The 22959-nt window shown below is 45.7% G+C and carries 19 protein-coding genes and 1 other annotated feature; of the genes, 17 read left to right on the forward strand and 2 right to left on the reverse strand.

Features of this window, described 5'->3' with window-relative positions:
• Positions 1-116 precede the first annotated feature (116 nt).
• From ADU24_RS04855 to ADU24_RS04885, 7 genes are all read left to right on the forward strand, one after another.
• Entirely contained in the window at positions 117-1145 is a 1029-nt protein-coding gene (locus tag ADU24_RS04855) for an ABC transporter ATP-binding protein (protein WP_053365565.1), read from the forward strand.
• The gene (locus ADU24_RS04860) at positions 1142-2152 is read left to right on the forward strand and encodes an ABC transporter ATP-binding protein (protein WP_053365566.1); all 1011 of its coding nucleotides are present in this window, start codon (positions 1142-1144) and stop codon (positions 2150-2152) included. The genes ADU24_RS04855 and ADU24_RS04860 overlap by 4 nt, the downstream gene beginning before the upstream one ends.
• 96 nt (positions 2153-2248) lie before the next feature.
• Entirely contained in the window at positions 2249-3955 is a 1707-nt protein-coding gene (gene opp4A / locus ADU24_RS04865) for an oligopeptide ABC transporter substrate-binding protein (RefSeq protein WP_053365567.1), read from the forward strand.
• 268 nt (positions 3956-4223) lie between these two features.
• Complete coding sequence (opp4B, locus tag ADU24_RS04870; protein WP_053365568.1) at positions 4224-5189, forward strand: oligopeptide ABC transporter permease; 966 nt, start codon at positions 4224-4226, stop codon at positions 5187-5189.
• A gap of 12 nt (positions 5190-5201) precedes the next feature.
• Positions 5202-6113, forward strand: a complete 912-nt coding sequence (opp4C, locus tag ADU24_RS04875) for an oligopeptide ABC transporter permease (protein ID WP_053365569.1) — start codon at positions 5202-5204, stop codon at positions 6111-6113.
• 147 nt (positions 6114-6260) lie between these two features.
• On the forward strand, positions 6261-6476 hold the full coding sequence (locus ADU24_RS04880; RefSeq protein WP_053365570.1) for a hypothetical protein: 216 nt from the start codon (positions 6261-6263) through the stop codon (positions 6474-6476).
• Between the two features lie 88 nt (positions 6477-6564).
• Positions 6565-7311 carry a YjbA family protein gene (locus tag ADU24_RS04885; RefSeq protein ID WP_053365571.1) on the forward strand — a complete coding sequence of 249 codons (747 nt, stop codon included), beginning with the start codon at positions 6565-6567 and terminating at the stop codon, positions 7309-7311.
• A gap of 209 nt (positions 7312-7520) precedes the next feature.
• Here the strand turns inward: ADU24_RS04885 and trpS are convergent, their stop codons facing one another.
• A complete protein-coding gene (trpS, locus tag ADU24_RS04890) occupies positions 7521-8513 on the reverse strand; it encodes a tryptophan--tRNA ligase (RefSeq protein WP_053368785.1) in 993 nt (330 codons plus the stop codon).
• A gap of 60 nt (positions 8514-8573) precedes the next feature.
• Positions 8574-8795: a binding site (T-box leader), on the reverse strand.
• Between the two features lie 468 nt (positions 8796-9263).
• On the opposite strand from trpS, the gene ADU24_RS04895 reads away from it, so the two are divergent.
• From ADU24_RS04895 to ADU24_RS04915, 5 genes are all read left to right on the forward strand, one after another.
• Complete coding sequence (locus ADU24_RS04895) at positions 9264-10895, forward strand: peptide ABC transporter substrate-binding protein (protein WP_053365572.1); 1632 nt, start codon at positions 9264-9266, stop codon at positions 10893-10895.
• Between the two features lie 254 nt (positions 10896-11149).
• Positions 11150-12085 carry an ABC transporter permease gene (locus ADU24_RS04900; RefSeq protein ID WP_053365573.1) on the forward strand — a complete coding sequence of 312 codons (936 nt, stop codon included), beginning with the start codon at positions 11150-11152 and terminating at the stop codon, positions 12083-12085.
• Between the two features lie 2 nt (positions 12086-12087).
• A complete protein-coding gene (locus ADU24_RS04905) occupies positions 12088-13002 on the forward strand; it encodes an ABC transporter permease (RefSeq protein WP_053365574.1) in 915 nt (304 codons plus the stop codon).
• 13 nt (positions 13003-13015) lie between these two features.
• A complete protein-coding gene (locus ADU24_RS04910) occupies positions 13016-14083 on the forward strand; it encodes an ABC transporter ATP-binding protein (RefSeq protein WP_053365575.1) in 1068 nt (355 codons plus the stop codon).
• Positions 14084-15016, forward strand: coding sequence for an ABC transporter ATP-binding protein (locus tag ADU24_RS04915; RefSeq protein WP_053365576.1), 933 nt, complete (start codon positions 14084-14086; stop codon positions 15014-15016).
• A 264-nt stretch (positions 15017-15280) separates the two neighbouring features.
• Here the strand turns inward: ADU24_RS04915 and ADU24_RS04920 are convergent, their stop codons facing one another.
• The gene (locus ADU24_RS04920) at positions 15281-15463 is read right to left on the reverse strand and encodes a hypothetical protein (protein ID WP_053365577.1); all 183 of its coding nucleotides are present in this window, start codon (positions 15461-15463) and stop codon (positions 15281-15283) included.
• Between the two features lie 548 nt (positions 15464-16011).
• Here ADU24_RS04920 and spxA point away from each other — a divergent pair.
• The 5 genes from spxA (at position 16012) to pepF (ending at position 22521) form a co-directional block, all read left to right on the forward strand.
• Entirely contained in the window at positions 16012-16407 is a 396-nt protein-coding gene (gene spxA, locus ADU24_RS04925; RefSeq protein ID WP_053365578.1) for a transcriptional regulator SpxA, read from the forward strand.
• Positions 16408-16802: 395 nt separating this feature from the next.
• Complete coding sequence (gene mecA, locus ADU24_RS04930) at positions 16803-17462, forward strand: adaptor protein MecA (RefSeq protein WP_053365579.1); 660 nt, start codon at positions 16803-16805, stop codon at positions 17460-17462.
• Positions 17463-17666: 204 nt separating this feature from the next.
• Complete coding sequence (cls, locus tag ADU24_RS04935; protein WP_053368786.1) at positions 17667-19163, forward strand: cardiolipin synthase; 1497 nt, start codon at positions 17667-17669, stop codon at positions 19161-19163.
• A 198-nt stretch (positions 19164-19361) separates the two neighbouring features.
• A complete protein-coding gene (locus ADU24_RS04940) occupies positions 19362-20552 on the forward strand; it encodes a competence protein CoiA (RefSeq protein WP_053365580.1) in 1191 nt (396 codons plus the stop codon).
• 151 nt (positions 20553-20703) lie between these two features.
• The gene (pepF, locus tag ADU24_RS04945) at positions 20704-22521 is read left to right on the forward strand and encodes an oligoendopeptidase F (protein WP_053365581.1); all 1818 of its coding nucleotides are present in this window, start codon (positions 20704-20706) and stop codon (positions 22519-22521) included.
• Positions 22522-22959: the final 438 nt, after the last annotated feature.

Raw genomic sequence — 22959 nt, forward strand, 5'->3', positions numbered from 1 at the left:
TTTCCAACATCTTGATAAAAAATAACGAAAAATCCTTGCAATTGTAACAAATTTGTAATAGTATTTTATTTAAATATAGCGAATTCACAGAAAATTTTTGAGTAAGAAGGTGTCGTATGAGCACAAAAAAAATCCAGCAAAGCGGAACACCATTACTGGAAGTCAAAAACCTGGAAACCGCATTCGATATTGATGGGACGTTTTATAACGCTGTTGACAATGTTTCATTTTCAGTTAAACCCCGCCAGATTGTCGGGGTAGTGGGGGAATCCGGCTGCGGGAAGTCTGTCATGAGCCTGTCAATCATGCAGCTTCTTCCTAAAGGGATTGGCAAAATCAAATCAGGCGAGATTGTCTTCGATGGCATCCATATAGAAAAACTGGACGAGAACCAAGTTAATAAAATTCGCGGCAAGGATATCTCGATGATTTTCCAGGAACCAATGACGTCATTGAATCCTGTATTCACAATTGGATCGCAAATACAGGAAGTTCTATTGAACCACCAGAAAATCACAAAACAAGAAGCCCGCCAAAAAGCGATCGCACTTTTGAAGAGTGTTGGGATTTCCAGGCCGGAAAAAATTGTTGATGAGTATCCTCACCAGTTGTCCGGCGGGATGAGGCAGCGTGTCATGATTGCCATCGCGATTGCCTGCCAGCCAAAACTTCTGATCGCCGACGAGCCGACTACAGCTTTGGACGTAACAGTACAAGCCCAGATTCTGGAGCTTCTAAAGGAAATCCAGGAAGTCAATGACATGTCCATCATCCTCATTACCCACGACCTTGGCGTCGTCGCGGAGATGTGTGATGAAGTCATTGTCATGTATGCCGGAAGAATCGTCGAACAAACCGACGTTGAAACGCTTTTCTACAAACCGAAACATCCATATACAACGCTTCTGCTTGGCGCGATTCCAAAAATGGAAGAAGAGGCGGACCGGCTCAGCTCGATCCAGGGAATCGTCCCATCGATTACAAACATGAAAAAGACAGGCTGCAGGTTTGTCAACCGCTGCCCAATGGCTATGCCGGAGTGCGAAACTGTAACGCCGCTTCTTGCGGATAACGGCGACGGCCACAAGGTTGCCTGCCTGCTCTTTGAAACAAGCAGGCCAAAGGAAGGAGCGATCAGCCAGTGAGCGGTACAGCAACAGAAGCAAGCAAAAAGACTACCGGTTCCGGCAAGGAGAATTTGCTCGAAATCCGGAATCTTAAAACCTACTATCCTGTCAAAGGTGGATTCTTCAAAAGGACAGTCGGGAATGTCAAAGCTGTCGATGATATTTCCTTTGAAATCAAAAAAGGCGAAACGCTTGGCCTTGTTGGCGAGTCCGGTTGCGGAAAGTCGACTGCGGGACGGACAATCCTTCGTCTCCTGAAGCCTACCGGAGGACAAATCATTTTTGAAGGACGGGATATCACGAATATTAGCGGCAGGACACTCCGTGAAATCCGCCAAGACATGCAGATGGTCTTTCAGGATCCGTATGCGTCGCTTAATCCGATGCAAATGGTTGGCGATATTATTGCCGAGCCAATCTATAACTATATGAATAAACCAAAGGAAGAACTGAAAAGGGAAGTCATGGACCTTCTTCAAAAGGTCGGCCTTCCTGAGGATGCCTATTACAAATACGCCCATGAATTCTCGGGCGGCCAAAGGCAAAGGGTTGGAATCGCGCGGGCGCTTGCTTTAAGGCCGAAGCTGATTATCGCTGATGAGCCGGTATCCGCCCTCGATGTTTCTGTCCAATCCCAGGTTTTGAACCTGCTGAAGGATTTGCAGGAGGAATTCGATCTGACGTTTTTGTTCATCGCCCACGATCTGAGCGTCGTCAAGCATATGAGCGACCGGATCGGGGTTATGTACCTTGGCAACATGGTGGAAATCGCGGAAAAGGACAGCCTTTATGCCGAACCGCTCCATCCGTACACCCAGGCGCTCATATCCGCCATTCCTTCACCTGATCCAAAGAAAAAGAAGGAGCGGATCATCCTGACTGGGGATGTGCCAAGCCCATTGAATCCGCCATCCGGCTGCCCATTCCATCCGCGGTGCCCGATGGCCATGGAGCAATGTTCCGTTACAAAGCCGGAATTAAAGGAGGTGAAGCCCTCTCACAGAGTCGCTTGCCACCTTTATTAAAAACACGGCGAATGCAACATGAGGCGTGTTTTATAAAAGTGCCCAAATTACCTTTCTGGGCGCTTGCACTACCAATACTTATATGGGGGGACCACAATGAAGAAAAGTTGGTTATGGCTGTCAGCGCTTGTACTGGTTTTATCCATGTTCCTAGCGGCATGCAGCGGAGGAGAAAAGTCCAGCACGAAGAAAAAGGGAGACGATGGCGATAATGCATCCGAACAGCCGAAAGACGGCGGAACGCTTGTTTACTCGCTTGACTCCGCACCAGAAGGAAAGTTCAACCCGAACTTCTATGGAACTGCAACTGATGCAGAAGTTATTGATTTCTTTGACGAAAACCTGATTGACTATGATAAGAACCTGAAAGCCCAGCCTTATATCGCTTCATGGGAAACAGACGATAACAAGGTTTACAAGTTCAAGATTAAAGAAGGCGTAAAATGGCACAATGGCGAAGAGCTTACTGTGCAGGACTGGGAATTCGCGATCAAAGTCCTTGCTGACAAAGATTATGACGGCCCGCGTTACGTCAACGTCCAAGACGTAGTGGGCGTTCCTGAGTACAAGGACGGCAAGGCAGATTCCATCTCCGGAATCAAAATCATCAATGACTACGAAATGGAAGTAACGTTTGATAAAGCGCGCGTAAACAACCTTGAAAACTTCTGGACATACGCAATGTCCCGTAAGGCATTCGAAGGCGTGGCAGTAAAAGACATGATGGCTTCCGAGCAGGTTCGTACAAAGCCGGTCGGCCTTGGTCCATTCAAGGTTTCAAAAATCGTCCCTGGCGAATCAATCGAGCTTGAGCGTTTCGATGAGTATTTCGGAGGAAAGCCTCATATTGAAAAAGTAGTTATGAAAGTAATCGACCCGTCTCTTACAGTGGGTGAATTGCAGAACGGTACACTTGATATGACTGGGTTCCACCCAAGCATCATCGAGCAGGTTGAAGCACTCGATAATATCAATGTTGTGAAATACCCTGGCCTTTCCTACTATTATGTAGGCTTCAAGCTTGGCAACTGGGATGGCAAGAAAAACGTTATGAATGAGCCTAAGTACCAGGATAAAGAACTTCGCAAGGCTATGTACCATGCTATTAACCGTGAGGAGTGGGTACAAGCTTTCTTCTTCGGAGTAGGTAAGCCGGTTAACCGCCCTGTTCCTACAAACCACTGGATCGCGGCTGACAATAAAGAACTTGAGCAATATGACTTTGATCCTGAAAAAGCGAAGCAAATCCTTGAGGATGCAGGCTGGAAGGATGTTGACGGAGACGGATTCCGTGAAGATCCAAATGGCAAGCCATTCGTTGTTAACTTTGCGCACTATGCAACACAAAACCCAACGTTCGAAGCCCGTGCGAAACAATTGACTCAGTACTGGGAAGATATTGGCCTGAAATCCAAGCTGACAATGACAGACGCCGGCCTATACTATGACATGCTTGAAAAGTCCGACAAGAAGATGGAAGTATTCTTCGGCGGCTGGTCTACTGGAACAGATCCGGATCCATCCGGCCTGTGGAAATCCGATGCACTTTGGAACTACCCACGCTGGGTAAGCGAGAAGAGCGACAAGTTGCTTGATGACGCTCTTGATATGGAAGTGGTTGGTACTGACTCCGATAAGCGTAAGGAACTTTACGTTGAATGGCAGAAACACTTCATGGATGAGCTTCCTGCGCTTCCAATCGCGGAACTTGAAGAAATCGTTGCCCTTAGCAAGCGCGTTAAAGGCGTGAAATACGATGTATCCGGTTCAAACCGCCCGAACGAATGGTGGCTTGAGCAGTAAGATGACTTTTCCATCAGCGGACAACAATGCCCGCTGATGGGAATCTCGTTTTACTATCCAACCGCAAATGTATGTTTGATAAAAACCAGTTGGTTATAGCTAACCGCGGATCACCGCCGCGGTTAGTTTAATTACAGACGCCAACCGGTTAAATGGGGCAGCTGGCCCTACCCAAAACTTGAGATTGCTGTACCACTGTTTTGAGGTGGGGCATTGCTGTTGTAAGTTGAACGGCAGCCAAGACGCAGCAAAGGTAAGGAGAATGCATATGTTGAAATATTCGCTCCGAAGAATATTGGGGATGATCCCAATGTTGCTCCTTATCTCCATTGTGGTTTTCACTTTGGCAAAATTAATGCCGGGTGACGGACTGAGTGGAGAAATAGACCCGAATAATACAGATCCCCAATATATTGAAGAAATGCGGCAGAAGCTGGGCTATTACGATCCGCTTCCAGTACAATATTTCAACTGGATTTCCGGCTTTGTACAGGGAGACTTCGGCAAATCGACACGATTCAAGATAGATGTTGCTGATGTAATTGTAGAAAAGTTGCCTAATACCCTCATGCTGGGTGCGACGTCCATCCTGATTACATACATCCTTGCATTTATTATGGGGACCTATGCAGGCAGAAAGCCTTACACGCTTCAAGATAATTTAATCGGGGGTTTCAACTATCTGGGACTGTCGATCCCTTCATTTATTGCCGGGGTTTTCGCTATTTATATATTCTCGTTTAAATTGAACCTGTTTCCTTCAAATGGATCGGTTGATATTACGATAACGGACGGCACGTTTGAATGGTATTTGAGTAAGCTCCATCACGTTATACTACCGGCCCTTGTGCTTGGCATGCTTAGTACGGCAAGCTATACGCAATTCCTGCGAAACGATATTATTGAAAACAGCCGCAAGGATTTCGTAAGGACTGCGAGGGCGAAAGGTACACCGGAAAAGCGTATTTACAAGGTCCATATTTTACGGAATTCCATTATTCCGCTCATTACCTTCCTTGGCTTTGATATTGTCGCGATCATTAGCGGCGCAATCATTACAGAAACGATCTTCACCTATCCCGGAATCGGACAGCTTTTCTTACAATCAGTGCGCACCAATGATTATCCAGTGATGATGGCTCTGACCATGATGTTTTCGTTCTTGACTCTGATCGGAAACCTTGTAGCAGATATTCTATATGGTGTAGTCGATCCGCGGATCAGGCTGGATTAGGAGGAGAGAATAATGGAAATCGCAACTCAAAAAGACACGAATTTGAATACGGAGCCGCCAAAGAGAAGCTTGTCTCCAATGGCGCTTGCCCGTAAAAAATTCCTGAAAAACAAATTGGCGATGGTCAGCCTTATTTTTCTAACCATTGTTGCAATTTTGTCTTTCTTGGCACCATATATTACAACTGCGGATGTGACAAGGATTAATATAGGGCAAATGTCGTTAAAACCATCAGCGGACCACTGGCTCGGTACGGACAAAAGCGGCCGGGATGTTTTTACAAGGCTGCTTTACGGCGGCCGGATTTCATTGTTGGTCGGGATTTCCTGTACATTCTTTGTCATCTTTCTCGGAACGCTTGTCGGCTCAATCGCTGGCTACTTTGGGGGAACTGTCGATAGCCTTCTAATGAGGTTCACTGACTTTATCCTTAACTTTCCTTTTCTCGTATTCGTTATTGTCCTTAATGCAATCCTGTTCGGAATTGTATCGGGGGTTTCGGTACTGATCGGAACAATCAGCATGTTGAGTTGGGGAGGCGTGGCAAGGATTGTCAGAAGTAAAATTCTGGCTGAGAAAGAAAACGAGTATATAGTTGCAGCGGTATCGATTGGATGTTCGCCATTCAAGATAATCACGAAACATCTTTTGCCCAATGTGGCGTCCACGATTATTGTCCAGGCAACCATATTGTTCGCGGGTATGATTGTTGCAGAAACCGGACTAAGCTTTCTTGGTTTCGGAGTACCACAGGAAATACCTAGCTGGGGAAACATGCTTTCTTCCGCAAATGAGCCTGACGTTCTGCAAGCCAAACCATGGATATGGGTTCCGCCAGCTATGGTCATAACAATTACAATCCTGTCGATCAACTTCATCGGAGAGGGCTTGAAAGATGCTTTCAACCCTAAATCACGCAGATAAAATCTACCATCCCAAAATGGTAGATTTTTTTGTGGGAAAAATGCGAGCCAGGCGATGGTTGTTCATAACCTCGAGCATTCAATCATACATATGAGGTAAGAAAGCGGACATGCAGGGGGGACGGCATGGACAGGAGAAGCCGGGACTATGGCGGTTAGGATCTTTTTCTTGTTGACGGGTTTTGGCATTTCGGTTTCCGGGGGAATTAGTTTAGTCGCTTATCTGAACGTATTTGCCGCAGGAATGGGTTACTTGGACTATCTTCAATTTGTATTGAAAAGGCCTGAATGTTATCTTCTTCCCGTTGGCATGGCCATTGTCGCTTTAAGCATTTTTCTGCCCGGAGGAATAGAAGATGAATGAGTGGATTCATCGTGCAAAGAAGGAATAATTTAACTTGACGCTGCCTATACTGATTGACAAATGGATTCTTGAAGTGAGGGGTCGGTCAATGTTATATCTTCATGATGTCTGGGTGAACTGGTTTGAAGGAGAAGAAAATGGCTACAATGTGTGCCATTTTCACGAGTGGAGAAAAGATGATGGCGTTGAATTGCTTGACCAGGTGCCGCTCTTAAAGATTGAGCCAATCTTGTTCCGTTACATTGAAAATGACTTGGCGCCACTGCCTCAGCAGCTTCTTGATGATATTTATCAAAAGGCCTATTTGCGAAAAAACCATGAACGTATTCAATTGGAATATTGCTTTATTGTTAGTGACGGCGTCGACATACTGGCAGTTGACACAATTGGCTACAATATTCCGGTTAGAAAAAGCCGGCTCATTCCGAGGCAGGAACAGCTTGTGTATGAAATGCTCGAAAACCAGGATTCCTCGGTTTACAAATTCAGGCCAGAACCTGATTCAAAAGAGTTCCATATTCTTTCCCCTGAACCAGAATTAATGACCGGGTTAACCAGGAAGGAAAGGCAGTTGAAGCAGCTTTTATTCATGGCTCTCGACCAGCTGCAATCATCAGGGAATGAAGCTGAAATCCGTTATTGGTATACAGAATGGTCGCCGGAAAATTATGAAGCAATCCAGAAAATGAATTTCGATGAAGCGTGGAAGCAGCTTTTTACAAATGTAAAGCCCGGATGGAGCAGGAAGCATGAGCATTTCTGTGAAAACCTAATTAAAGGGCAACCGTTTTTTGAAAAACTGTGGGAAATGGAGCACGGGCCAAAAGTTAATTAATCATCTATTTGGCCAGGAGATGAAGAGTTTTCCTTAACTGGCTAGTGGATTTTTTTGAAAAAAATCATAAGTATCCGAGTTTCTTCTATATATATGATGTATGGAGTTTTATGGATATGCTTGTAGTCAGTAGACGGGAAAGTTTTTTAAAATAATAAAGAGAGGTGCCCTAAACGAGCTGCCTCTCTTATTTACTGTTTGTCGTTGTTTTATTTTCGTCGTTTTCTGCCAAGCCCCATTGCATTTTCCATTTTCTTCAGCATTTTTGATGCCGCCCTGCTTGCTTTTTCCGCGCCATTGTCCAGGATATCATCGAGTTCTGTGGACTCCATCAATTCATGGTATCTATCCTGGATTGGTTTCAGCGAATGTATGACCACCTCGGCCAAATCTGCTTTAAACTCTCCATACCCTTTTCCTTCGTAAGATTTTTCGATTTCAGGAATCGATTTTCCAGCGAGAATCGAATAAATGGTCAAAAGGTTCGAAACTCCCGGCTTGTTTTCCTTGTCGTATTTCACGATACCGTCGGAATCGGTAACTGCACTTTTTATTTTCTTTTCAATCAGTTTTGGCTCGTCAAGTATGGAAATAAACGATTTTGTATTCGGATCGGACTTGCTCATTTTCTTCATCGGTTCCTGTAGTGACATGATCCTGGCGCCGACTTCCGGAATCCGCACTTCCGGTATGGTGAAAATTTCCCGATACTTTTTATTGAATCTTTCCGCGAGGTCCCTCGTCAGTTCAAGATGCTGCTTCTGGTCCTCGCCGACCGGGACAAGATCTGTGCTGTAAAGGAGAATATCCGCGACCATTAGCGGCGGATAGGTTAAAAGTCCTGCGGAGACGGCATCTTTTCCCGCTGATTTATCCTTGAATTGGGTCATTCTTTCAAGTTCCCCGATATAGGAGACGCACTGCATCATCCATCCGGCCTGGGCGTGGGCGGGAACTTCGGACTGGATGAAAAGGGTTGCCCGTTCTGGATCCAGGCCAACAGCCAAATAAAGTGCGGCGAGGCTGCGGATATTTTTCCTCAATTGAACGGGATCCTGAGGTACGGTAATGGCATGCTGGTCGACTATGCAGAAATAGCAGTTATATTCCTCCTGAAGCTCGACGAACTGCTTTAAGGCGCCGATGTAATTTCCAAGTGTAATCGTGCCGCTTGGCTGTATGCCTGAAAAAATTGTTTTCATGGAAGTTTCCTCCTTTTTATTTTTAAAAAATAATAAAAAAAGACCATTCGTCCCCATCATGATAGGGACGAATGGTCCGCGGTGCCACCCTAATTGCTTAAAAGCCACTTTACCCCCTTTGGAGGGGAAGCCATGGTAACGCCTGGCACGCGCCGGAATATACTTCAGTTCCATTCCGGGGCTCAAAAGCCCATTCCTGGCAGCCGGTTGTTTGTTCGCACCATCCACAAACTCTCTGTTAAACCAATTGCTGGCAGTACTATTCTTTCTCAAAGCCGTCGTATTTAATGTAGTATTAAAATACATCAAATTCCATAGAAAATCAAGTGAATCAGGGAGAAAAGGGCAGTGAAAGAGGGAATTTTCCAGGGAAATCTTTGCTCGTTTTCCAGCGCCATACTGTAACATTATTCCGGAATAGTAGCATGTGTCCCAATTACCGCTTGCATTCAAGATTTAAACTATTTATAATAAACGTAACAAACGGACAATTTTACGATTTTGTCTCATTTATTACATTTGTGTGCTTAATAGCCGGAGCATAAAAAAAGCCGGTTTATAACTTCTGGAGATTCATGAATCTGCAAAGCTATAAATTCGCTTTTTTTATTGGTTTAAAGGGTGGTTCTTTCTTTTCTTTTAAATTATCAGACTATTAAATCAATATTTCCCGGGCATACAAATGTAGCGTGGCTGAGAGACGGAGCGGGATCCCGTTTGCGGAATTTAAAAAACTAGGGGGGTAAGACCGTGAAGAAAAGATTTGCTATCTTTTTCAGCATGCTACTCATAATGAGCATGTTCCTTGCTGCCTGCAGCGGCGGTGACAGCGCGAGCGGCGACAAGGACAAGAAGAAAAAAGATGTACCACAGGAAATGAAAGTTAACATCAGAACCGAGCCATTCTCCCTGCATCCTGGATTGGCTAACGACGCAACATCCGGCGGCGTATTGCTGCAAACATTCGAAGGCTTGACCCGTATCGACAAGGACGGAAAGCCGCAGCCTGCGATGGCTGAAGATATCCAGGTTTCAGATGACCTGACCCAGTACACTTTCAAGCTACGCGATGCAAAGTGGACAAACGGCGATCCTGTAACAGCCAATGATTTCGTTTATGCCTGGAGATGGGCAGTTGACCCAGCAAACCAGTCACAGTATGCATACCAGCTATATTATGTTAAAGGCGGCCAGGCAATCAATGATGGAAAGGCTAAGCCTGAAACCCTTGGGGTAGAAGCGAAGGATGATAAGACACTCGTTGTTACGCTTGAGAACCCGACTCCATACTTCCTGGAGCTTACTGCGTTCTACACTTATTTCCCTGTAAACGAGAATGTAGCAACAGCAAATGACAAGTGGTACACAGATGCAGGCGATTCCTATGTATCCAACGGTCCTTTCAAGATGACCGAATGGGCGCACCAGGACAAAATCGTCATTGAGAAGAACGAAAACTACTGGGATGCTGATGCTGTCAGCCTGAAAAAAGTTGAAATGTACATGATTAACGATGATAGCACCGAACTTTCCATGTTCGAAAACGGCGAGCTTGACTGGGCTGGTTCTCCATTCGGAACACTACCGACAGACGCGCTTAAGCAGTTGAAGGACGAGGGCAACCTGAACATTAAGCCAATTGCTGGTACGTACTGGTATAAGTTCCAGACTGAAAAGCCGCCATTGAACAACAAAAACATCCGTAAAGCGCTTGCCTACGCGATTAACCGTACGGCAGTCGTTGAAAATATCACTCAGGGCGGACAGGTACCTGCGATGGCAATCGTACCGCCTTCCATGATCGAGGACAATAAGAAAGGCTATTTCAAGGACCACGATGTTGCAAAAGCAAAGGAATTCCTTGAAGAAGGATTGAAGGAACTTGGTTATAAAGATGTTTCCGAGCTTCCTACTATCACTCTTTCCTATAACACTTCCGAAACACACCAAAAGATTGCCCAGGCAATCCAGGATATGTGGAAGAAGGACCTTGGGGTTGATGTAACACTCGACAATGCGGAGTGGGCTGTCTACATCGACAAGATGCATAAGGGAGATTACATGGTAGGCCGTATGGGCTGGCTGGGCGACTTTAACGACCCAATCAACTTCCTTGAGATTTACCGTGACAAACTTGGCGGCAACAACGATACTTTCTGGGAAAATGCAGAATATAAACAGCTTCTGATCGATTCCCAAAAAGAAGGCGATGCCAACAAGCGCCTTGACATGCTGAAACAAGCCGAAGCAATCTTCATGGATGAAATGCCGGCTGCCCCAATCTACTTCTACACAAACGTTTGGGTTAAGAAAGACAACCTGAAGGGTGTAGTTGTATCCGGCCTTGGCGATGTCCAGCTGAAGTGGGCTAAGTTCGAATAAGCAAAGCTGAATATGGTTTACAACTTAGGTAGGTATATGGGTGTATTGTTCCCATATACCTTCCTTTCTGATATAGGGTATATTAGAGGAATATTCTGAAGTATAGAAAAATTAGCATTCCTTTAGGACTTGGCGTATGAATGCCAAGTTTTTCTAAGCTTTCAGAGTATTTCTGGAAATAAACAGATTCTGGCAGACTCTTTATCTTTTGGAATTTTAAAAAGGTAAAGGGCAAACAATGGAGGTGGGCACTTTTGGTTAGATACATCTTTAGAAGATTGATTTTTATGCTGCTTTCCCTTTACCTGATCATTACGGCCACGTTTTTTTTAATGAGGCTGGCACCGGGCAATCCGTTTACATCTGAGAAAAAATTGCCTCCAGAAATAGAAAAAGCTTTGAATGAGCATTACGGCTTGGACCAACCATGGTATGTCCAATATGGAGAATATTTGGGACGGATCGCCCAGTGGGACTTTGGCCCATCATTTAAATACAAGTCAAGGACAGTAAACGACCTGATTGAAACAGGGTTTCCGGTTTCGCTTACCCTTGGGCTTGAAGCCATTTTTATTGCCGTGTCGCTTGGTGTGCTTTTGGGAATTATTGCCGCGTTAAGACACAATAAATGGCAGGATTATGGCGCGATGATCTTTGCGGTCATGGGTATTTCTGTTCCATCCTTTATCATGGCATCGTTCCTTCAATACATTTTTGCCATCAAGCTGCAAGTTCTGCCGGTGGCACGCTGGGATTCTTTTGCCCATACGATTCTTCCGGCCGTGGCGCTCGCGTCGACACCAATGGCGTTTATCGCCAGGCTAACCCGATCGAGCATGCTGGAGGTTATGTCCAATGACTATATCCGTACCGCAAAGGCGAAAGGGCTTAGCGAAAGGGCAATTACAGTGAAGCATGCAATCAGGAATGCCCTTCTGCCTGTTGTTACGTATTTGGGACCACTTTCCGCAGGAGTTATCACAGGAAGCTTTGTTATCGAAAAGATCTTTGGCATTCCTGGACTGGGATCCCACTTTGTAACATCAATCACCAACCGCGATTACACAGTTATCATGGGTGTTACAGTGTTCTTCAGTATCATTTTGCTGTTGGCCATTCTCCTCGTCGACATCGCGTATGGCTTGATTGATCCACGGATTAAACTGGCTGGCGGAAAGAAAGGAGAATAACAATGCAGATATCAAAAGAAAAATTCCAGATAGTCGGTTCAAAGGCATCCGAAGCGGAAAGGATTTCGAAACCGAGCCTTTCTTTCTGGAAGGACGTTTCCATCCGCTTCCGTAAAAATAAACTTGCTATGTTCGGTGTTGTTCTCCTGATCCTTTTGATTTTTATGGCAATCTTTGGGCCGTTTATGACTGACCATGATTACCGATCAAACAATTTGATGAATACGAATAAGGCGCCAAGCAGTGAGCATTGGTTTGGTACGGACGATTTGGGCCGCGATGTGTTCGCGCGCACCTGGTATGGGGCAAGGATTTCATTGTTCATCGGTGTTGCGGCTGCCCTCGTTGACTTTTTCATCGGTGTATTCTACGGCGGCCTTGCCGGCTATAAGGGCGGACGCGTCGACGATATGATGATGCGGATTGCCGATATTCTTTGGGGCATTCCGTATTTGCTGTTGGTTATCCTATTGATGGTTGTTCTTGGACAAGGAGTCGGAACGATGATCCTGGCTATGACGATAACGGGCTGGATCAATATGTCGCGAATTGTCCGGGGGCAGGTGCTCTCTCTGAAAAACCAGGAGTTCGTCCTTGCTTCAAGGACACTGGGAGCGGATTTACCGAGGATTATGGGGAGGCACCTTATTCCAAATACAATGGGGCCAATCCTCGTCACAATGACTTTATCGGTTCCATCCGCTATTTTTACGGAATCCTTCCTGAGTTATCTGGGGCTTGGACTGACGCCTCCGCTTGCGAGCTGGGGAACGATGGCTTCAGAAGGCCTGCCAGCTCTTAAATATTATCCTTGGCGCCTCTTCTTCCCGGCTACGTTCATCTGTTTAACCATTTTTGCATTCAACGTAATCGGTGATGGATTGCGCGACGCATTGGATCCAAGACTACGGAAATAAGGGGGAATGAGAAATGACGAAGTTGCTAGAAGTAAAGAATCTGGAAGTCTCATTCCAGACTTATGGCGGAGAAGTCAAGGCTGTCCGCGGCGTAAGCTTTGACCTGAAAAAAGGTGAAACCCTTGCGATTGTAGGAGAATCGGGCTCGGGAAAAAGTGTTACGGCACAAACGATCATGAAGCTGATTCCAATGCCTCCAGGTAAAATTACAGGCGGGCAAATCCTTTTCAATGGGGAAGACATCGTTCCAAAAAAGGAAAAGCAAATGGAGAAAATCCGGGGAAAAGAAATAAGCATGATTTTCCAGGATCCGATGACTTCCCTGAATCCAACGATGAAAATTGGACGCCAAATCATGGAGGGGCTAATTAAGCATCAAAATATGAGCCAGGCAGCGGCCAAGGAACGGGCGGTTGAAATGCTTCGCCTTGTTGGGATTCCGATGCCTGAACGGCGCGTCAACCAATACCCGCACGAGTTTTCCGGCGGAATGAGGCAGCGTGCGATGATTGCGATTGCCCTTGCTGCGAATCCGCAGCTCCTGATTGCCGATGAGCCGACGACAGCGCTTGACGTGACAATCCAGGCGCAAATCCTCGACCTTATGAATGATCTGCAAAGCAAGATGGATACTTCCATCATTTTCATTACGCACGACCTCGGTGTTGTGGCGAACGTTGCAGATAGGGTAGTCGTTATGTATGCCGGCCAAATCGTTGAAATGGGGACAGTGGATGAAATCTTCTATGATCCGCGCCACCCTTATACTTGGGGACTGCTCGCGTCCATGCCGAGCTTGGACAGTGACGATAAATCCGATCTTGCCGCAATTCCAGGAACGCCGCCCGACTTGACAAATCCACCAATAGGCGATGCGTTCGCGGCAAGGAACCCGTATGCTATGGCAATTGATTTTGAACAAGAACCGCCAATGTTCCAAATTTCGGAAACACACTTTGCAAAAACATGGCTCCTCCATCCGGATGCACCAAAGGTCGAGCCGCCTGATGCAGTAAAGAAACGGATGAGGAAGCTGGCCTCTGCGTTCGATGAGCCAAGGCTTGTCAAGGGGGGAAAATAGATGGCTGAAAAATTGGTTGAAATAAAAAACCTGAAGCAGTACTTCAATGTCGGCCGCCCAAATATGGTCAAGGCTGTCGACGGTATATCATTCGATATTTACAAAGGTGAAACCCTTGGCCTTGTAGGGGAGTCCGGATGCGGAAAGTCAACAACCGGCAGGACGATCATCCGCCTTTATGACGCGACTGATGGCCAAGTGCTTTTTAATGGCGAAGATGTCCACGGCCATAAATCGACTAAGAAACTAAAAGAATTCAACCGGAAAATGCAGATGATTTTCCAGGACCCGTATGCGTCCCTAAATCCACGGATGACGGTGGCTGATATCATAGCCGAAGGAATCGACATCCACGGCCTTGCCAAGAACAGGAAGGCGAGGATGGAGAGGGTATATGAATTGCTCGAGACAGTCGGCTTGAACAAGGAACACGCAAACCGGTACCCGCACGAATTTTCCGGAGGCCAAAGGCAGCGTATCGGGATTGCGCGCGCACTTGCCGTGGAGCCGGACTTTATCATCGCGGATGAACCGATTTCAGCGCTTGACGTTTCCATTCAGGCACAGGTTGTCAACCTGATGAAAAAACTGCAGAGGGAAAAGGGTCTGACGTACCTGTTCATCGCTCACGATCTCTCTATGGTCAAGTACATCAGTGACAGGATAGGCGTTATGTATTTCGGAAAGCTGGTTGAACTTGCTCCTGCCGAGGAATTGTATAAAAACCCGTTGCACCCGTATACGAGATCGCTCCTCTCGGCAATCCCACTTCCGGATCCGGATAGTGAACGGACAAGGAAGAGGATTCCTTATGACCCAGGTGTCCACAAGTATGAAGAAAATGAAGAGCTTGAGATGAGGGAAGTTGCTCCCGGCCACTTCGTTTATTGTTCCAAAAAGGAATTTGAGCAATATAAGGCTCAGTATAAATAACATTCATCGGCTTGATTCCCTCAGCAAAACAGGGGAATCCGCTTAGGAAACTTTCGAATTAACAAATAAAACGGCCCAATGAGGGTCGTTTTTCTTTTTTTTCTGGATCATTTTAGGGTGGGGGACTTCCTTTGGCTTACATGTAAGTAAAAGCGAGGATGAGTGACATTGATGGGGTAAGATCCAGTATAGTTGTCATGATAAGCCTTATCCAACACAATTAAAAAACTGCGGCACCAATCAGGTTCCGCAGCCTCTCTTAACCTATTTTCTCCCGCCGACTTCCTTCCAGCCGGTAACAAATTTTGAAGCCTGGTCAGTGAACTCGGTGCGGTTGTTTCTTCCGAAAATATTTTCCCCGATGCTGTTGGTGATGACTCCCATTAAAGCGGTAATCCCAACAATCAAAACAGTGACAATAGCAAAATCAGTTAAATATGCTGCCATGTATGCTTCTCCTGCCCCTCTCTTCAGAAACGCTTATTATCTTGCCTTATATATCTATTTTAAAAGAAAGAGACAGAGATTAAAAGGAAAAGAATCGACATTCTGGCAAACAATCGGAAGTGATTGTGTTTTTTCATTTGTGAAAAATTAAATGAGAATCAAATTTTTAAAAAAACATGTTTAACTAGTCTCGGGGAGGGGTATAAGTTTATATGTTTTAATTTTTTCCAAATTACCTACATAAATATCTAACCACACACGAAAATTATAATAGGTTTAGGAGGATGAGTAATCATAAAAATAAATTATTTTATAAAATTCGTGAAACTTTTTCCTTCCTGATTCGTCTTATATTACGTAGCACCGCAAAGAGCCCTTTTTTTAACAAGATATTATTTTCAAAAAATGATACCCCTTTTGGCCATACTACTGTATAATTAATAATAGATATTCCTTAATTATAGTTATTTTAATTTATTATCATTGCAATCGTAAATTCCCATTTAAACCATATAGATGGCCTTTATTTTAGAAGGAGTGTGAAAACTATGGTAACGCTATACACTTCACCAAGCTGCACATCTTGCAGAAAAGCTAAAGCATGGTTGGAGGAGCATGAAATTCCATACACAGAAAGGAATATCTTTTCCGAACCGCTTTCCATTGATGAAATCAAGGAAATCCTGAGGATGACCGAGGATGGGACAGATGAAATTATTTCGACCCGCTCAAAGACGTTCCAGAAGCTTGAGGTAAATTTGGAATCCATGCCATTGCAAAATCTATTTGAACTAATTAAGGATAATCCCGGACTATTGCGCCGCCCAATCATCCTGGATGAGAAGAGGCTGCAGGTCGGCTACAATGAGGATGAGATCCGCCGTTTCCTTCCAAGGAAGGTACGTACATTCCAGCTTCGCGAAGCACAACGCATGGTCAACTAAAACTACTATCAGGGACCTCCAGGCTTTGGGGGTCCTTTACAATTCCTTGCTGCAACTCCCCTGTTACCCGCCTTTGTTTTTCCCAGTAAAAAAAGATTGTTAACTGGACGGGCCTTTGTTAGACTATAATGTAACCCTTCATTTGGATTTGGGTATCCGGTTCTGGTTTTCAAATACTTTGTGGCCCACCACGCATGTGAAAATCAGCATGAGGCATTTGCTCATTTTTTTGAAAATGGCATGTTTTGTTTCCCTAAATGCCTGATTTATCATAAAATAAAGGTACAAGGCGCCAGCCGGAATAAACAGCCTGGATAAGGGTAATAGATAAGTAATATCATCTGCATGGGGGTAATCAGTCCCTTCACTCTTGCTGCCGGAAGGGAGAGTTAAAGATGGAGATAGAACGGATTAATGAGAATACTGTTAAGTTTTACATCTCGTATATTGATATAGAAGAAAGAGGCTTTGACCGGGAAGAAATCTGGTATAACCGTGAACGAAGCGAAGAGCTTTTCTGGGAAATGATGGACGAAATCCATCAGGAAGAGGAATTCACGGTGGAAGGGCCGCTTTGGATTCAGGTGCAGGCGCTCGACAAAGGGCTCGAGGTTCTTGTAACAAAAGCGCAGTTGTCAAAGGATGGGCAGAAATTCGAGCTGCCAATTCCAAACGATAAGCTGAAGGACCTTCCAGTTGATGAGCAAATTGAAGATATGCTCGACCACCATTTTGGGCATGGAATTGAGGAAACAGAAGAGGATGATGAGATACTTGATTTCCTTCTTTCCTTCAATGATTTCGAGGACCTGATCCAGCTTTCGAAGCGTGGTGGACTTGACGGGATAGCGACAAGGCTGTTCCATTTTGAAAATAAATATTATCTCTATACCGAGTTTCCTGAAGACCAGTTCAATGAGGACCAAATCGATGACTTGCTAAGCATCCTCCTTGAATACGGAAATGAGAGCCAGGCCACCATCCATCGCCTGGAGGAGTACGGAAAGGAAATCCTTTCTCATGACGTCTTTTCCGAACTTAGGAAACACTTTTAATAAACAAGCCGATTTCAAATCAAACACGATTCTGAAATCGGCTTTTTATTTGCCGGGAGGCTGGCAGAAAGCGTCATTACTAGGAAACACCCGGGTTTTATGGCATGATGGAGGGGAAGCTTACTCATAGCCAACCGGAAGCCTTAAATGAGGAAAAGCGGTCCGGTCATTTCTTGTATTGTAGGACATTGGCAGGTGAATTGGTTGAAAAACACGGTGAGGGTTTTAATTTTTTTATTGATTTTGGCTGGGGTTATTTTTCTTTTTCGGGAAAACCTTGAGTCGGAATTATTTCGGATTTTCAGCTTGTTAATTACATTTTCCGTATTCTTTATAAGTCTCGTCATCTTCCTTGAAAACAGGCATCCAACCCAGACAATTACCTGGCTTGTTGTACTTGGGAGCTTTCCGCTTCTCGGGTTTATTTTTTACATATTATTCGGTAGGAATTATAAAAAAGAGCGGATTTTCCGAAAGAAGTACTTTCTTGATAAGCAGACGTTTTCGAGTATTGAGGGTGATGGAAACGACCTGCCGAGAAATTATGAGGGCATGCAAAAGCTTGTGACGCTAGCACAGCGGCTTGGGAACAGCCCGATTTCATTTTCAACGGAAACAAAAACGCTGACGAATGGTTTGGAAACGTTCGAGCACATTCTCCACGAACTGAAAAAGGCTAAACATCATATTCATCTTGAATACTATATTGTCAGGGATGATGGGATTGGGCGGGAAATCAAAACACTTCTTGCCAAAAAGGCGCGGGAAGGCGTACAGGTCCGATTTTTGTATGATGCGGTTGGTTCGTGGCAGCTTTCAAAAAAGTATATAGCGGACTTGAGGAAGGCAGGCGTCGAGGCGGTGCCGTTCGGGCCGGTTAAGCTGCCTTTCCTGAATAATAAATTCAACTTCCGCAACCATCGGAAAATCATCGTAATTGATGGAACTATCGGCTTTGTTGGGGGCTTGAACATCGGGGACGAATATTTGGGCAGGAGCAAGAAAATCGGCTTTTGGCGCGACACCCATTTGATGCTTAAGGGCGAGGCTGTCCGGTCGCTTCAGCTGATCTTTTTGCAGGATTGGTATTATATGACCAATAACAGCCTGTTGACAGGGGAGTACTTGCAGAATCCGCAGCCCGGTAGGTACCAGGGCGGGGTCCAGTTAATCGCCGGAGGCCCTGACAATGAATGGACAGCAATCAAAAACATCTTTTTTGCGATGATTACCTCGGCTGAAAAGTCGGTTTGGATCGCATCGCCGTACTTCATCCCGGATGAAGACATTTTCTCTGCAATCAAGGTTGCGGCGCTAAGCGGCATCGATGTAAGGCTTCTAGTGCCGGATAAGCCGGACAAACGGATTGTGTTCCATGCGTCCCGTTCGTATTTCCCCGACCTGCTCGAAGCAGGGGTGAAAATATATGAGTACCATCGGGGGTTCATGCACAGCAAAATCGTTATCGTCGATGGCCAGCTCGCATCGATTGGAACATCGAATATGGATATGAGGAGCTTCCATCTTAATTTCGAGGTAAACGCGTTCCTATACAGGACCGAAAGCACGAGGAAGCTTGTGAAGGAATATGTGAATGATCTAAAACATGCGAAAAAACTGGAGCTTGAGAGCTTCAGTAGGCGCCACTTTGGCTACCGGCTCCTCGAATCCACTTCACGGCTCATGTCGCCGCTTCTCTAATCGTTAATCCGGCCCGGATTCCCAGGCCGGTTTTTTTTTCGGGAAAATATAGGCATCGGACGAAGTTTGCAAAGCATCCTACTTTGATTAAATAAAATGGGGTCGGATGAAGGAGTTCTCCTCCCGCTGGGAGAATGTATTCTATTGAACAAAGTGGTTAAAAAAATGCCTAAAAAAATGAGATGGAGGAGATTGCACGTGTTAACTGCCACAACGAAAAATGGCGGTCGGGTTTGCCTTGCGGATGGTTATAGCCGCCAGGCACTGGAAAGCTGGCGAAGCAGCGAAGAATTCTTTTGCCCGATTTGCAAGGGGAAGCTAATCCTGAAACTCGGCGAGAGGAAGATATTCCATTTTGCCCACCTGAAGGACGCCTGTGAAGAAAGCAATTTTGAAAGGGAGTCGGATTACCACCTTTCCGGGAAGCTGGCCCTTTTCCATTGGCTGAAGCGCCAGGGAATTCAGCCTGGTTTGGAATATTATGACCCTTCCATTCGCCAGCGCCCCGATATAGCCTTCGAGTTTCAAGGACGCCGTTATGCGCTTGAATTCCAGTGCAGCGCCATTCCCGACCGTTTATTCATGAAAAGAACAGAAGCTTACATCTACGCTGGTTATACACCGCTTTGGATTCTCGGGGCAAGCCATATCTCCCGTAAACCGGGCAGCTCGATTGCGTTATCCGGCTTTGAATACCTCTTTTTACGAACTTCACCGGGACATCCCGGTTTCATCCCTTATTTTTGCCCCGTCCAGGGCATATTCCACATTGTCCATTCCATTATTCCTTATTCACCTTCAAGGGCATTTGCCCGGATCGAAGCAAAGAAGCAGGAGGCCTTTAACATTGATGGCCTCGTGGCCCCTGCGCCACCGTCCGTGCCTTGTCTCCCACTTTGGCAGGATAGGCTTCTACGCAGTAAGCTTTCCATTGGAGCCCATCCGAAAACCCCTTATATGCGGTTTTTAAAAGAATTATACGAGGCAGGGTTGAATRTATTTCTTTTCCCGCCGGAAATCGGCCTTCCTGGGCTTAAAGCGGCCGCAATCTCTATGTTTCCCTTCATATGGCAAGCGTATATTGTTCTCGATGTCCTTTTGGATAGGGAAGCGGGAAGCTTTGTGACAGTAAGGGAGGCAGCGGCCAGCCTTGCCTGGCGGGCCGGGAGGGGGGAGATAAAGACGAGGCCCCTTCCATTGGCTTCGGAAATGACACTTGAGAGCGCGGCATCCGAATATTTGTATTTGCTTTCCCTAAGCGGAGTGCTTATCCAAAAGGGTGATGGGGTATTCCTGATAGGGAGGGGGTTGGACATTCCAAAGACAATTGCGGAGCAGATGGAATGTGAGGAGCTTTTCTACAAGGCATTTCCGGATCCTCCTAAATGAAATTATTTTATTGGGTAAATGGGCATTTTTGTGTGGAAAAGGGAAGGCTATATTGAAAGGTTTTTTCGGAATAGGAAGGAATTTTTGCACAAAAGGAGAATAGTATTAAAGGTATTGCTTCGTAAATCGAAATGTCGAATGGAGGATGAAAATGGCGAACGAAACTGCAGTAAAAAAGTTGCCTGCGAGAAATGAGGTGCCTGTTGAAGAGACATGGCGCCTGGAAGATATTTTTGCGACAGATGATGACTGGGAGAAGGAATTCCAGGAAGTGAAAGGGCTTATTCCTGGTATGGAAAGCCACCGTGGAAAGCTTGGCGATAGCGCCGAAAGCCTTTACACCGCACTTCAGGAGCAGGACCAGCTGCTTGAGCGGATTGGCCGGCTGTATACATATTCCCATATGAGGTATGACCAGGATACGGGGAATTCCTTTTACCAAGGGCTTGACAGCCGGATGAAGGCACTTTATTCCCAAGCAGCAAGCCAGCTCGCCTTTATCGTACCGGAAATCCTTTCAATCGATGAGGAGAAGATTAAAGGATTTTTGGAGGAAAAGCCGGAGCTGAAGCTGTATGAGCACGCCCTCGATGAAATCAACCTGCAAAGGCCGCACGTTTTATCAGCGGAGCAGGAAGCACTCCTAGCCGAAGCGGGCGAAGTGATGGCTGCTTCTTCAACGACATTCGGGATGCTGAATAACGCGGACCTTGAGTTCCCTTCCATCAAGGATGAAAATGGCGAAGAAGTCGAAGTTACCCACGGGCGCTATTCGAGATTCCTGGAGAGCGAGGATCCGCGGGTCCGCCATGACGCATTTCAGGCTGTTTATGATACGTATGGCAAATTCAAAAATACGTTTGCCAGCACCCTTGGCGGCCAGGTAAAAAAGGACAACTTCAATGCCCGCGTGCGGAACTACAAGTCGGCTCGCGAAGCTGCGCTTGCTGCAAACAACATTCCGGAAAGCGTGTATGACAACCTAGTCAATACGGTTAACAATAACCTGGACCTGCTGCACCGTTACGTTAAGCTGCGCAAGAAAGTGCTTGGCCTTAACGAGCTTCATATGTACGACCTTTACGCGCCGCTTGTAAAGGATGTAAAAATGGAAGTATCGTATGACGAAGCCCGTGAACTGGTCCTGAAGGGCCTCGCGCCGCTTGGGGAAGAATACCAGGGCATCCTGAAGGAAGGCTTTGAAAACCGCTGGGTGGACGTGCATGAAAACAAAGGGAAACGGAGCGGGGCATATTCATCAGGCGCATACGGCACAAATCCGTATATCCTGATGAACTGGCAGAACAACGTCAACAACCTGTTCACGCTTGCCCATGAATTCGGCCACTCCGTCCATAGCTATTACACCCGGAAAACGCAGCCATACCCTTATGGCAGCTATAGTATTTTCGTTGCCGAAGTCGCCTCGACATGCAATGAAGCATTGTTGAATGACTATTTGCTAAAAACAATTGACGACGAACAAAAGCGCCTTTACTTGCTCAACCATTTCCTTGAAGGTTTCAGGGCGACAGTTTTCCGCCAGACGATGTTCGCGGAGTTCGAGCACCAAATCCACGTGAAGGGGCAGAACAACGAGCCGCTTACGGCGGAATCGCTCACAAAGGACTATTATGAGCTGAACAAAAAATATTTTGGCGGCAAGGATATCACCATCGATGAGGAAATTGGGCTTGAGTGGTCAAGGATTCCGCATTTCTACTACAACTACTATGTGTACCAATATGCGACAGGCTACAGCGCCGCTACCGCTCTGAGCAGGCAAATCCTCGAGGAAGGCCAGCCGGCGGTCAGCCGTTACATCGACTTCCTGAAGTCCGGAAGCTCCGATTATCCAATCGAAGTTCTTAAAAAAGCAGGCGTCGACATGACCAGCCCGCAACCAGTCGAGAACGCATGCAAAGCATTCGAACAGGCACTGAATGAAATTGAACAAATTTTAAGCTAATCAAATGGGGCCAGGCACCATCCTACTAAGGAAGGTGCCTGGCCCCATTCAGTTGGGAGTAATTAGAACCCCCTAAAGCGGTTTCGCTGATTGAGCGAGGAAAAAATGAGAAATATGGATAGGAATAAAAGGGGAGAGCTAAAGATGAGAGGGAATATTTTCATTAGACCAAGCAAATTTAGAAAGAATGAGAAGAGGAGAAGCAGGGCAAGGATCGGAAACTGTGCACTTTTCATTTTTTCGCCTCCTGGGTTAGATAAACTTTAGTATCAGTTTATTTTTGAGGGAATGCATTCATGAATGGCTATTCCACTTTTCAGAAGAATGCTGATAATAAAGGTTAACGCATGGCAAAAAAAACATATATGACAATATTGTGAAATAAAGCACAAAGTAGTTGAAATGTAGTTCAAAACCATGTTATATTCTATACGTGAA

Source organism: Bacillus sp. FJAT-27245, assembly GCF_001273955.1.
GTDB lineage: Bacteria > Bacillota > Bacilli > Bacillales > Cytobacillaceae > Bacillus_D.

What these genes read in the sequence shown, in the direction of transcription:
- ADU24_RS04855 (WP_053365565.1), top strand. Translation starts at nt 117, where the DNA reads ATGAGCACAAAAAAAATCCAGCAAAGCGGAACACCATTACTGGAAGTC.
- opp4A (WP_053365567.1), top strand. Translation starts at nt 2,249, where the DNA reads ATGAAGAAAAGTTGGTTATGGCTGTCAGCGCTTGTACTGGTTTTATCC.
- opp4B (WP_053365568.1), top strand. Translation starts at nt 4,224, where the DNA reads ATGTTGAAATATTCGCTCCGAAGAATATTGGGGATGATCCCAATGTTG.
- opp4C (WP_053365569.1), top strand. Translation starts at nt 5,202, where the DNA reads ATGGAAATCGCAACTCAAAAAGACACGAATTTGAATACGGAGCCGCCA.
- ADU24_RS04880 (WP_053365570.1), top strand. Translation starts at nt 6,261, where the DNA reads ATGGCGGTTAGGATCTTTTTCTTGTTGACGGGTTTTGGCATTTCGGTT.
- ADU24_RS04885 (WP_053365571.1), top strand. Translation starts at nt 6,565, where the DNA reads ATGTTATATCTTCATGATGTCTGGGTGAACTGGTTTGAAGGAGAAGAA.
- trpS (WP_053368785.1), bottom strand. Translation starts at nt 8,513, where the DNA reads ATGAAAACAATTTTTTCAGGCATACAGCCAAGCGGCACGATTACACTT.
- ADU24_RS04905 (WP_053365574.1), top strand. Translation starts at nt 12,088, where the DNA reads ATGCAGATATCAAAAGAAAAATTCCAGATAGTCGGTTCAAAGGCATCC.
- ADU24_RS04910 (WP_053365575.1), top strand. Translation starts at nt 13,016, where the DNA reads ATGACGAAGTTGCTAGAAGTAAAGAATCTGGAAGTCTCATTCCAGACT.
- ADU24_RS04915 (WP_053365576.1), top strand. Translation starts at nt 14,084, where the DNA reads ATGGCTGAAAAATTGGTTGAAATAAAAAACCTGAAGCAGTACTTCAAT.
- ADU24_RS04920 (WP_053365577.1), bottom strand. Translation starts at nt 15,463, where the DNA reads ATGGCAGCATATTTAACTGATTTTGCTATTGTCACTGTTTTGATTGTT.
- spxA (WP_053365578.1), top strand. Translation starts at nt 16,012, where the DNA reads ATGGTAACGCTATACACTTCACCAAGCTGCACATCTTGCAGAAAAGCT.
- mecA (WP_053365579.1), top strand. Translation starts at nt 16,803, where the DNA reads ATGGAGATAGAACGGATTAATGAGAATACTGTTAAGTTTTACATCTCG.
- pepF (WP_053365581.1), top strand. Translation starts at nt 20,704, where the DNA reads ATGGCGAACGAAACTGCAGTAAAAAAGTTGCCTGCGAGAAATGAGGTG.